The 12,054-nt window shown below is 62.2% G+C and carries 11 protein-coding genes; 4 read left to right on the top strand and 7 right to left on the bottom strand.

The window, feature by feature from the left end:
* Positions 1-71: 71 nt before the first annotated feature.
* Complete coding sequence (locus E7813_RS15815; protein ID WP_291575412.1) at positions 72-446, top strand: DUF2946 family protein; 375 nt, start codon at positions 72-74, stop codon at positions 444-446.
* Between the two features lie 119 nt (positions 447-565).
* Positions 566-2,866, top strand: a complete 2,301-nt coding sequence (locus tag E7813_RS15810) for a TonB-dependent receptor (RefSeq protein WP_291575411.1) — start codon at positions 566-568, stop codon at positions 2,864-2,866.
* 8 nt (positions 2,867-2,874) lie between these two features.
* On the opposite strand, the gene E7813_RS15805 is transcribed toward E7813_RS15810, so the two are convergent.
* The 4 genes from E7813_RS15805 to E7813_RS15790 form a co-directional block, all read right to left on the bottom strand.
* Complete coding sequence (locus E7813_RS15805; protein ID WP_291575410.1) at positions 2,875-3,387, bottom strand: N-acetyltransferase; 513 nt, start codon at positions 3,385-3,387, stop codon at positions 2,875-2,877.
* Between the two features lie 70 nt (positions 3,388-3,457).
* On the bottom strand, positions 3,458-4,438 hold the full coding sequence (locus E7813_RS15800; protein WP_291575437.1) for a glycosyltransferase family 2 protein: 981 nt from the start codon (positions 4,436-4,438) through the stop codon (positions 3,458-3,460).
* Between the two features lie 130 nt (positions 4,439-4,568).
* A complete protein-coding gene (locus E7813_RS15795) occupies positions 4,569-5,726 on the bottom strand; it encodes a hypothetical protein (protein WP_291575409.1) in 1,158 nt (385 codons plus the stop codon).
* A gap of 135 nt (positions 5,727-5,861) precedes the next feature.
* Positions 5,862-6,347 (bottom strand): NUDIX domain-containing protein, encoded by a 486-nt coding sequence (locus tag E7813_RS15790; RefSeq protein ID WP_291575408.1) that lies wholly within the window; start codon positions 6,345-6,347, stop codon positions 5,862-5,864.
* 147 nt (positions 6,348-6,494) lie between these two features.
* Between E7813_RS15790 and E7813_RS15785 the strand changes: the two genes are divergently transcribed.
* Complete coding sequence (locus E7813_RS15785) at positions 6,495-7,400, top strand: metallophosphoesterase (protein WP_291575407.1); 906 nt, start codon at positions 6,495-6,497, stop codon at positions 7,398-7,400.
* On the opposite strand, the gene E7813_RS15780 is transcribed toward E7813_RS15785, so the two are convergent.
* The 3 genes from E7813_RS15780 to E7813_RS15770 form a co-directional block, all read right to left on the bottom strand.
* On the bottom strand, positions 7,397-7,954 hold the full coding sequence (locus E7813_RS15780) for a hypothetical protein (RefSeq protein ID WP_291575405.1): 558 nt from the start codon (positions 7,952-7,954) through the stop codon (positions 7,397-7,399). The two genes, E7813_RS15785 and E7813_RS15780, sit on opposite strands and share 4 nt — an antisense overlap.
* Before the next feature lie 133 nt (positions 7,955-8,087).
* Positions 8,088-8,297, bottom strand: a complete 210-nt coding sequence (locus E7813_RS15775; RefSeq protein WP_291575403.1) for a hypothetical protein — start codon at positions 8,295-8,297, stop codon at positions 8,088-8,090.
* Positions 8,298-8,318: 21 nt separating this feature from the next.
* Positions 8,319-9,959 carry an isocitrate lyase gene (locus E7813_RS15770; protein ID WP_291575402.1) on the bottom strand — a complete coding sequence of 547 codons (1,641 nt, stop codon included), beginning with the start codon at positions 9,957-9,959 and terminating at the stop codon, positions 8,319-8,321.
* Positions 9,960-10,138: 179 nt separating this feature from the next.
* Between E7813_RS15770 and E7813_RS15765 the strand changes: the two genes are divergently transcribed.
* Positions 10,139-11,584: an XRE family transcriptional regulator gene (locus E7813_RS15765; protein WP_291575400.1), complete on the top strand. Its 1,446-nt coding sequence runs from the start codon at positions 10,139-10,141 to the stop codon at positions 11,582-11,584.
* Positions 11,585-12,054 lie beyond the last annotated feature (470 nt).

Here is a 12,054-nt window from a genome sequence, read left to right as displayed (position 1 = left end):
CGCCGGACCTTGCGATGTTACTTTATAACATCGAGGCAGCATGGCCTGCTTCGACGAGGACGTCCGCCGAAATGAAGTGGTTCCGGTCGAACATCAGGCACGGCTCGCGGTTCGCGCTGTTTGCGCTGGTGGTTCAGTTTGCGCTTTCGTTCGGGCATTTCCACGGAGCCACGGCGCAGGCGGCGCCGGTGATTCAATCCTCGGATGTTGCCGGCGCGTCCGTTCAGCAGCGTTCGCCTTCCAGACACGATTCCGACCAGCACCCGAACGACGCTTGCGCGATCTGTGCCGTTGTCGCCATGGCGAACGCAATGCTGTTTGCGGCGCCACCGCTGTTGCTGCTGCCGCAAGCGATCGAATTCCTGTACCTTGCCACCGACGCCGAGTTCGTTCATCTGACCTCGGCCGGTACCGCATTCCAGCCTCGCGCTCCCCCCGCCTCCTGACATCGATTGCTTGATGATCCCAAGGAGATCGCCGCGTCATGCGCGGACGATGCCCCGGGATCAGTCGAAATCGAATCGTCGCGCATCGACGGCAAGCGCCTCTTCCCAATCCGTCGACGATGAATTTGGAAGCGGGCTTTGGCAGGATCGGGACCATGGTGTTCTCGTTAAGAAGTATCTTCCTACTCTGCGGCTCCGTGTCGCTGCTGCTCGGCCTCGGCGGCACGGCCGTGTCGCAAACCGCGACACCGCCGCCCGCAGCCAGCAGCAACCCGACCCAGCTTCCCGAAGTCGTAGTCCAGGCACCAAACCAAATAGTCAGAGCGCCCAGGCAGAAGCCGAAGCCGCATGAGGTTGCCCGGCGTTCCGTGTCCACGCCCACCGCGCCGCCACGGACCGCCGCGCAGCTGGTGGCGGATAAAAACACAAAACTCGACGACGCCCGGCGCGCCATTCTCGCCCCCACCGGCACCGGCACTTACGGATTCACCCATCAGGCCATCGAAGCGCTGCCGCAGGGCAACAACACCACGCTGGACAAGGTGCTGCTGCAGGCCCCGGGGGTGACGCAGGATTCGGCCGCCAGCGGCGACCTGCATGTGCGCAACGAACACGCCAACCTGCAATATCGCATCAACGGAATCATGCTCCCCGACGGCGTCGGCGCGTTCGGGCAGATCATCGACACCGGCATCATCGGCAGCGTCGACCTGATTACCGGTGCCCTGCCGGCACAATACGGTTTGCGTACCGCCGGCGTCCTCGACATCCAGACCAAGGCCGACGCCTTCAACAACAGCGGCAGCGTCAGTCTCTATGGCGGCAGTCATGGAACGATCACGCCGAGTTTCGAATACGGCGGCACGGTCGGGCAGACGCAATATTTTGTATCCGGGCGCTACTTCGCCAGCGATTTGGGACTGGAAAACCCGACCCCGGCCAGTGAGGCCATTCACGATCACACGTCGCAGGAAAAAGGATTCCTCTATCTGTCGACCGTGATCGATCCGACCAGCCGCCTGACCTTCATCAGTGGGGTATCGAACGGCAACTATCAGATTCCCAACAATCCCGGTCAGCCCTCCAACTTCACCGCCTTCGGCGTGTCCAGCTTCGATTCGTCGTTGCTCAACGAGCGGCAGAACGAGTTCAACCAGTTCAACGTGCTGGCGTACCAGAAATCCGGCGACGGCATCGACTACCAGCTCTCCTATTTCAACCGCACCAGTACGCTGCACTTCTGGCCGGACACCATCGGCGACCTGGTTTTCAACGGGGTGGCGTCCGACGTCTACCGCCGCAGCCTTGTCAATGGCATCCAGGAAGATACCGCCTGGCGGATCGCCGACGCGCATACGCTCAAGTTCGGATTTTCCGCGAGCACCGAGCAGTCGCTGGTCAACAACACCGACACCGTGCTGCCGCTGGTCGGCGGCGTGCCGGTCGATGCACCCTTCACGGTGTTCGATTCAAGCGCCAGGACCGGCTTTCTGTTCAGCACCTATCTCCTGGACGAGTGGAAGGTCACCAACAATCTGACCCTGAACGCCGGCGTCCGCTTCGACCAGATGCTGCAATATGTCGACGCCAACCAGCTCAGCCCGCGCGTCAACCTGACATGGAAGCCGTACGACGGCACCACGTTCCACGCCGGCTATTCGCGCAACTTCACGCCGCCGGAACAGGTGCTGGCAGCGCCGACCAATCTCGCGCCGGTGGCGAACACATCGGCGCAAGCGCCGCCGGGATCGGCGAACGATCCGGTGCTGCCCGAGCGCTCCAACGTATTCGATGTCGGCGTCGTCCAGAAAATCCACGCGATACCGGGCCTCGAGCTTGGGATTGACGGTTACTACAAGATCGCGACCGACCTGCTTGACGACGGGCAGTTCGGCCAGGCCTATGTGCTATCGGCGTTCAACTACGCCCGTGGCGTAAACCAGGGCCTTGAGCTCAAGGCGAACTACACCAACGGAAATTTTCGCGCCTACGCTAACGTCGCTGTCGCCAAGCAGGTGGCCACCAACGTGGTGTCGAGCCAGTATCTGTTCGATCCTGCCGAACTCGCCTATATCGCCAGCCACTACGTCTATACGGATCATGCCCAGTTCCTGACCGCATCGGCCGGCGCCTCCTATCTTTGGAACGGCACCAGGTTCAGCGCATCGATGATCTACGGCAGCGGTTTGCGTGCGGGTTTTGCCAACACCGGCACGGTTCCGTCTTACACCCAGGTCAATCTCGGGCTGTCGCACGAGTTCAACATTGTGGCGCCGAACAAGCCGACCACGCTGCGGTTCGATATCGTCAACCTGTTCGACACCATCTACGAGATCAGGGACGGGTCGGGGATCGGCGTGTTCGCACCCCAATACGGGCCGCGCCGCGGCTTCTATGTCGGCATTTCGCAAAAGCTGTAAAGGACGAGCTAGCGCGCCATGCTCCAGTCCGGCCGGATCGCGCCGGATACATCGGTGAACGCGCCGTCGGCGAGTTCGGCCACCAGCAGGCGATCGTAGTTCACTGGTCCCGGCATGGTGGCGCGACCCTTCGGAACGGCCTTGAAGCCGACGCGGCTGTAATAGGCTTCGTCGCCGACCAGCAGCACCAGGCGATGTCCTCTTGCTTTTGCCTCTTTCAGGGCACGATCCAGCAGCGCGCGGCCGACCCCGCGGCCGCGAAACGGCGGCTCGACCGTCAGTGGCCCCAGCAGCAGCGCCTTGGTATCGCCGACGCAAACCGGCAACTGGCGCACCGAGCCGACCAGCAGGGTTCCGATCCGCGCCGTGAACGACAGCTCAAGCAGGTGATCGACGTGTTCGCGAAGCCGATACGCGCTGAGCACGAAACGGCCGGGCCCGAACGTGCGCTCGTGCAGGCGTTCGATCGCCTGCGCGTCGTTGGCGGTTTCAGCCAGTATGGTGAGGGAGAGATCGCTCATGGTCAGGCGCGGGATAGCATCTCGCGGACACGCGGTCTATCGTCCCGGTTCCGGCAAATTTCGGGTTGTGTTAGTTCTTTTCCACGGCGGCCTGAGACAGATAGGCCAGCAGCTTCATCTCGCGGCGGCCGCGCGTCACCGTATCGAGCACCAGCCCCGACGATACCGACAGCACCGCCAGGATCATCAGGCCCATCGACAGCACCGCGGTCGGCAGGCGAGGAACAAGGCCGGTCTCAAGATAGGTGACGATGACGGGGATCGCGAGACCGACTGCAATCAGCGTCAGGAAAGCTCCGATCGCGGTGAAAAAACGCAGCGGTTTTTCCGACCGGTAGAGTTTCAGGATGGTGCCGAGGATCCGAAAGCCATCTCGCCAGGTGTTGAGTTTGCTGAACGACCCTTCCGGCCGGGCATAGTACGGCGTTTCGATCTCGGCGACCGGCAGCGCCAGTTCTAGCGCGTGGACGCTCAATTCGGTTTCGATCTCGAAACCGTCCGACAGCACCGGAAAGGATTTGACGAAGCGCCGGGAGAACACGCGGTATCCGGAGAGGATATCCTTGAAGGCCTGACCGAAAACCGCCGAGAGAAAACCGGTCAGCATTCGGTTGCCGGTGCGGTGACCCGGCCGATAGGCCGCCTCCGCCTGATCGACGCGCAAGCCCACCACCATATCGAGATGATCCGACAGCAGCGCATCGATCATGCGAGGGGCGCTGGCGGCATCGTAGGTCGCGTCGCCGTCGACCAGCACGTAGATATCGGCGTCGATATCGGCGAACATGCGCCGGACCACGTGACCCTTGCCCTGCCGGCGCTCGCTGCGCACCTGCGCACCGGCCTCGCGCGCCACCGCAACCGTGCGATCCGATGAATTGTTGTCGTAGACAAAGATCTCGGCCGACGGCAGGTTTTTGCGAAAATCGGCGACCACGGTGGCGACCGCGGCTTCCTCGTTGAAGCACGGCACCAGGACGACGACCCGGAGCTGTGCGGGTTCGGCGCGCGGAAATTCCCGTTGCGCGAATTCCGCGAGCGCCTGGGCCATGCCGGCCAGGTCGCCGCGCAGCTTCGGCGGTCGTTCCAGATCCGGCGCGGCGCTCATCGGTGAAATCCTTAACGATCGTTAGGTTTTGACCCGCGATCATAAGGCGGGATCGCTAACGATCTCTAACGCCTCAGGCAGCCGATCCCGCCGAATGTGCCTGACCACATGGACCGCGACCATTGTCTGCTGCTTCTGTCGGCTGCATCAGGGACGCAAACAGCAGAGTCCACAGCGAAAGCATGGCGATGGGGATGGCATAATACACCGTAAAGACCGGGTGACTCATGAAGTAGGCCAGGTTCACCACAAGATTCCCGGCCGTCAAAAGAGCGATCGATCTTATGCCGCCGCCTCGATACCGATACAGGACCAACGCCACCCATGCGCTCGCAAGCAACAGCAGAACGAACTGGAAGTCGGTGGCATAGGCCAGCAGTATGCTGACATCAAATTCCGGAGGTTTGAGATCCTTGCCTCCGTAAGTCGTCTTGAGAGGACTGCCCGCATTGATCGCGTTGGCGATCAGGGTCGGCGCCATTCCGACCAGGAATGCCAACCCAAACAGCCCGCCTTGCAGGAATGTTTCCGGTTTCCGCGACCTCAAAAAAGCGACGCCAAAAAACAGGAAGTATCCGGCCGAGAGAAACAGATTGGCCAGCCTGAAATTGACGGCGAGACCGACCAGAAAACCAACAAGCATCGTCATGAAAATGCGATGGTGCGGCGGCGTTTTCAGGAACAGACGCGCAGTCAGGAAACCCAGCAGCGCGCAAACCACCACCGTCGGCGCCAACGAATAGCTCGCCTTGGTGGGGTTGATCATCATGTAGACCGCAAAATCCGCGAACGCCGCCGTCAGCAAGATCGAAAGCGTCGTGGTCGCGAGGACGATCGCGAGCAGGCCGAAGCCGAAAATCGCAATCGAGGCCAGGACATAAAGCGCGATGACCTGATGCCCCTCCGGAAACAGCGCCATCACAAAGCCGGTTCCCGGCGGATACTGGATGACCAGCTTTTTCGACGGCATCAATATGTGGCAGGGAATCCTTTCCAGGCTCCATCCCGGTGCCTTCATTTCCTTCCATCTTGAAGCCAGATAATGATCGTCATCGAGCGCAAGATCCGTATCCAGGCCGGCCAACCCGAATCTCTGGAACAGGTGAGCCTGCCTCAGGTAGCAGATCTCGTCCTCGATTCCACCGGCTTCGTTCCAATTCGACATCGACCAGATACTGCTGGCCAGAATCAGAAAGCACACCAGGCCGCAGACAGATTTCAAATACCGCATCATTCCGTCCCGGCACCGTGACCAAGCAAGCTTCCCGCGTATAGACTGCCGGCGCAGCATGTCGATGGCAGTCGCAGGCATCCAAGCGCAAAACAGGGGTCTGCGGCAATAGAGCCTGCGTCGGGCAGCTTGAGTCTAGCGCCAGGTCGCGATCGGCTTCCGGCCATCGAGCACTTCGGATATCCGCAGGCGCGTTCCCTCGGTGGTCTCCGCCGGCAACGCCGTGGCCGCGAAGAAGCCGCAGGCGACGATCTCGCGATTTGCCGCGGGCAAATGATCTTGCCGGAAATGCCTGACGACATACACGGCGACGTGGTCGCGAGGGGAAACGTGACGATTGAGGAACAAGCCGTGCAGGGCCGGTTCGCCCAGCACTTCAATCCGCCCCTCCTCCGCCAATTCGCGCCGCAGCGCATCGCCGAATGTTTCGCCGACCTCGACGCCGCCACCCGGCAAATGCCAGCCGGAGACATAACTGTGCTTGACCAGGAACACGTTGTTGTCGCCGTTTAGCACCACGCCGCGGACCCCGAGCGTCATGCCGCGGGCAAACCGCCAATAGAGATGAAAAATCCGCCGCAGGGCCGGCTCGAACCTCGTTCGCACGTCTTGCAGGTTCATCGCCGCCGCAATCCTGGAACTCCAGACATGGTGTTTCATCCTTGCGCCGGGGCAGCCGGCTTGCCAATACATGGCAGGATTTTCCGGATATCGCGAGATGATCGTGCGGCGGCTTTATCCCATCGGCGACCCTATCGGATCCATCTGATGGCGGCTTTCACGCTGGCCCATCTGTCCGATCCGCATCTGCCGCCGCTGCCCGCGCTGCGGCTTCGCGAGTTCGCCGGCAAACGTGCGCTCGGCTATCTCAACTGGACCCGCAACCGCCACAGATTCCATACCCGCGGCGTGCTCGATGCGCTGGTGTCGGACATGCAGGCGCAGCGGCCGGATCACATCGCGATCACCGGCGACCTGGTCAACCTCGCGCTCGAAGCCGAGTTTGCGCCGGCACAGGCCTGGCTGGAGAGCGTTGGCGCTTCGGATCGGGTCACCGTCGTTCCCGGGAATCACGACGCCTATGTTCGCGCCACCCGGCATCGGTCTGCCGAAGCCTGGAGCAGTTATTCCGGCGGCGACGATGCGCCTGGCGTCGCATTTCCATTCCTGCGCCGGCGCGGCGCGCTGGCGCTGATCGGGGTATCCTCGGCGGTGCCGACGCCGCCGCTGATGGCGACGGGATGGCTCGGACGCTCACAGCTTGAAGCGCTCGAGCGCATCCTGGCGCCGCTCGCCACCGAGCAGGTTTTTCGCGTCCTGCTGATCCACCATCCCTTGCGTTCGCGATCACGGGCCAAGCGGCTGACCGATGCGTCCGACCTGCTGGCGCTGGTGAAACAATACGGCGTCGAATTGATCCTGCACGGACACGACCACGTTCATTCGACCATGTGGTTCGACGGCCCCGGAGGCGCGATACCCGCGATCGGCGTGCCCTCGGCATCGGCGCTGGCGCACGGCCGCTATCCCGCCGCGGCCTATAACCTGTTTTCGATCAGCCGCGACGGCGGCGCGTGGCAATGCGAACAAACCGTTCGCGGCATCGACGACGCACAGCGCATCGTGCAATTGTGGCGGGTGCGGCTGTCGCCGCCCGGAATGAACGCGGGCTAGAAATCCCGCAGACTTGCCAATAGCGCCAGGCCGAACAGCGCGATCGCGCCGACGATGAACCCGAGCGCGAAGGTCCAGAACCTGCCGCGGCGCGGCTTCTCGGCGCCGGCGGGTTCAGCCAACGGCGTTGCGACCAGCGCATGTTCGCGCTCGATCATGCGGCGCGCGACGTAATCGGTGACGGCATCGACGATGGCGGCGACGTCGTGGGATTCGGCGATCACGATGCGGCCGAAACGGGTATCCTGCACGAAGCGATAGATGCGCTTGTCGCGCCCCATCACCACATGGGCGACCACGTCGATCCACAACCGCGGCGTATCGCCCTGGCTGATGCCGCGGTCGAACAGATCGACCTGTTGCGGAATTTGCGCGAACAAAGGATCGAGCGCCTCGCTGAGAATCTCGAGCCGGGCCACTTCGGCGTCGCGCAGATCGACCACGACACCGGTGCGGTCGGCGGCCTCAATTCGCGCCTGCCGCAGGGCATCGCGCAGCCGCAGCGTGCGGGGATCGACGGCGGCGGGACTTCCGGTGTTTTGCGCGTCTGACATCCCTGGGCGGCCCTGTCCTGAAAGGTTGAACGACGCCTTAACCTATCAGTAACCAGGTTTTCCGCAAAGGTCGTTTGTTCCCAAAGGCTTACCCTCGCCCCGTAACCGCGGGGACGAGGGACAAGCGAGCCGATCAGGCCGTCAGGCGGCTCGGCTCTTCCACGATGGAAAAGCGCACCCCGGCCTTGTGGCGATTCTCCTCGGAAACCGCGCGCCAGGCGTCTTCGGCTTCCTTGCGGGTTCCGAACGGGCCCTGAACCTGGGCCGAGCCTTCCACGAGCTTGTGGAAGTTCATCGAACCGAACTCGCCGCCAATCACCCAGAAATTACTGCCTTGCTTCATGATAGCCTCCTGCTGTTGCCGTTAGCCGAACTGGTTCATCGTGTTGTGCGCGCCGCCCGCCTTCAGGGCGGCCGCACCGGCGAAATATTCCTTGTGATCGTCGCCGATGTCGGAGCCGGCCATGTTCTGATGCCGGGCGCAGGCGATACCCTGACGGATCTCCTGGCGCTGAACATTCTTCACATAGCCCAGCATGCCCTGCTCGCCGAAATATTCCCTGGCGAGATTGTCGGTCGAAAGCGCCGCCGTGTGATAGGTCGGCAACGTGATCAGATGATGGAAGATGCCGGCACGCTTGGCCGAATCGGCCTGGAAGGTGCGGATGCGCTCGTCGGCTTCCATGGCCAGCGGCGTATCGTCGTATTCCGCCTTCATCAGCTCGGCACGATTGTACTTGCTGACGTCCTTGCCGGCTTCCTTCATCGCGTCATACACCTGCCAGCGGAAATTCAGCGTCCAGTTGAACGACGGCGAGTTGTTGTAGGCCAGCTTGGCGTTTGGAATAACTTCGCGAATGCGGTCGACCATCTTGGCGATCTGCACGATATGCGGCTTCTCGGTCTCGATCCACAGCAGGTCGGCACCGTTCTGCAGCGAGGTGATGCAGTCGAGCACGCAACGATCCTCGCCCGTGCCGGCACGGAACTGATAAAGGTTGCTGGCAAGCCGCTTCGGACGCATCATCTTGCCGTTACGGTTGATGATGACATCGCCATTCCTGGCGTTGGCGGTCGTCACTTCCTCGCAGTCCAGGAAGCTGTTGTATTGATCGCCGATGTCGCCTGGCTTGTGGCTCACGGCGATTTGCTGCGTGAGGCCGGCGCCCAGCGAGTCGGTGCGGGTCACCACGATGCCGTCTTCGACGCCCAGTTCGAGGAAGGCATGGCGGCATGCGCGGATCTTGGCCAGGAACACCTCGTGCGGCACAGTCACCTTGCCGTCCTGGTGGCCGCACTGTTTTTCGTCGGAGACCTGATTTTCGATCTGCAGGGCGCAGGCACCTGCTTCGATCATCTTCTTGGCGAGAAGATAGGTCGCCTCGGCATTGCCGAAGCCGGCGTCGATGTCGGCGATGACGGGCACGACATGGGTCTGGAAGTTGTCGATCTTTTCGATCAACGCCTTTTCCTTCGCCTGATCGCCGGCCTTGCGAGCGGCGTCGAGGGCGCGGAAGATGTCGTTCAGCTCGCGGGAATCCGCCTGACGGAGGAAGGTGTAGAGTTCTTCGATCAGAGCCGGCACCGAGGTCTTCTCGTGCATCGATTGATCGGGAAGCGGTCCGAACTCCGAGCGAAGTGCCGCGATCATCCAGCCCGAGAGATACAGGTAACGGCGATCGGTCCTGCCGCCAAAGTGCTTCTTGACCGAAATCATCTTCTGCTGCGCGATGAAGCCATGCCAGCACCCGAGCGACTGGGTGTACTTGGTGGGGTCGGCGTCATAGGCGGCCATGTCGCTGCGCATCAGCGCCGCGGTGTAGCGGGCAATGTCGAGGCCGGTCCTGAAGCGATTCTGCAGGCGCATGCGCGCCACGGCCTCGGCGGTGACGCCGGTCCAGGTCGGCTTGGTCTCGAGCAGCGCCTGAGCGGCGCCAACCTCGCCCAGGTAGGAAGCCGGTCCCTGGATAGCCTGGTCGCCGATCCCGCGTGGCTGGTAATTCATGGCAGTGATCCTCTTCGACATTCGTGACAGTGCGTTGCGAAAACGTGTCAGGAGCTAAACGCTAAACTCCTGATTTCGTACAGATGGCTTGTCATCGAATGGTGATGTGATGTAACATCACGACTTGTAATATTTGTCAGTTTGTAACTTTTGTCACAAAACCTCTGGAAAGACCGCCAATGCCAGGCAGTTCCGGCAAAAAACTGTTCGTTGGTCCCCGGTTCCGGCGCATTCGCCAGCAATTGGGGCTGTCGCAAACCCAGATCGCCGAGGGATTGGGCATTTCCCCGAGCTATATCAACCTGATCGAGCGCAACCAGCGGCCGGTGACGGCGCAGCTCTTGCTGCGGCTGGCGGAAACCTATGATCTCGATCTGCGCGACCTCGCCACCGCCGACGAGGACCGCTTCTTCGCCGAGCTGAACGAGATCTTTTCCGATCCGCTGTTCCGGCAGATCGACCTGCCGAAACAGGAGTTGCGCGATCTCGCCGAACTCTGCCCCGGCGTGACGCACTCGCTGCAGCGGCTGTACGCCGCCTACACCGAAGCCCGCCGCGGCGAAACCCTGGTCGCCGCGCAAATGGCCGACCGCGACGACGGCAGCCGGTTCGAGGCCAACCCGATCGAACGCGTCCGCGACTTGATCGAGGCCAACCGCAATTATTTTCCCGAACTCGAGCAGGCGGCGGAAAACCTGCGCGACGAATTGAACGTGCCGTCGGAGGGATTGTTTGCCGCGCTGAGCGCGCGGTTGCGTGAAAAACATTCGATCGTCACCCGGATCATGCCGGTCGACGTCATGCGCGAGACGCTGCGGCGGTTCGATCGTCACCGCCGCCAATTGCTGATTTCCGAGCTGGTGGATGGCCCCGGCCGCGCATTCCAGCTGGCGTTCCAGGCCGGCCTTGCCGAATGCAGCACCACCTTCGAGACCATCGTCAATCGCGCCGGCCCGCTCGACGACACGCCGCGAAGGCTCTACCGGATCACGCTGGCGAATTATTTCGCCGCCGCCACCATGATGCCCTACCAGGCGTTCCATGGCGCCGCCGAATCGCTGAGCTACGACGTCCACGTGCTGGCGCAGCGTTTCAACGCCGGCTTCGAGCAGGTCTGCCATCGCCTCACCACGCTGCAGCGGCCCAATGCGCGCGGCGTTCCCTTCTTCATGCTGCGCGTCGACAATGCCGGCAATGTCTCCAAGCGATTTTCCTCGGGCACCTTTCCGTTCTCGAAATTCGGCGGCACCTGCCCGTTGTGGAACGTGCATTCGACCTTCGACACCCCGGACCGGCTGCTCAAGCAGGTCATCGAGATGCCCGACGGCGCGCGGTATTTTTCGATCGCGCAGATGGTGCGCCGCCCGGTGGCGCCGCATCCGCAGCCGCAGCCGCGTTTTGCCATCGGCCTGGGCTGTGAGATCCGCCATGCGTCGCGTCTGGTCTATGCCACCGGCATGGATCTGGAGAAAACCGAGGGCACCCCGATCGGCGTCAACTGCCGGCTCTGCGAGCGCGAAAATTGCAGCCAGCGCGCCGAGCCGCCGATCACCCGCACCCTGATCCTCGACGAGAACACCCGGCGGGTATCGTCGTTCGCATTCAGCAACGCGCGGGAGCTGTGAGGCGCAACGTGTCGTCCCCGCGAAGATTGGATGATCGTCGTTCCTGCGAACGCAGCGTCGTTCCTGCGAACGCAGGAACCCATACGCCGCGGCTTCCCGGTTCAATCATCAGCGTCTCTGGAATACTGGATCGCCCGCCTTCGCGGGCGATGACGAGAAGATACACTTCCGCATTCCCGCGGCGCGCTGCGCCCGAGTCATGCATTTATTTTCCGCCCAAGAGGGCGTGGGGAATGCCGGGCGCACGATGCACCCGCAGCCCGGCAGGGCAGAAAAAACAAGCCTTGCCGGTAACAGTCACCACAGGTCCACCGGAATCATCCCGGCATTCCCGCACGCGAGTGGTTTTAACGAGTTCCTTCGTGCTCTCCCCGGTGATCGGGCTTTCTTGTCACCGTCATCGGTGGAATTGCTTCCACCGACTTGACGCCGGCGTCGAGGCGTCAGGACCACACGACTTCATCGTCCGC

The organism is Bradyrhizobium sp. (assembly GCF_004799405.1).
In the GTDB taxonomy this organism is placed as follows: domain Bacteria; phylum Pseudomonadota; class Alphaproteobacteria; order Rhizobiales; family Xanthobacteraceae; genus Bradyrhizobium.
Note: the sequence above shows the minus strand (reverse complement) of the source record. Positions and strands in the feature narration are given on the sequence as shown.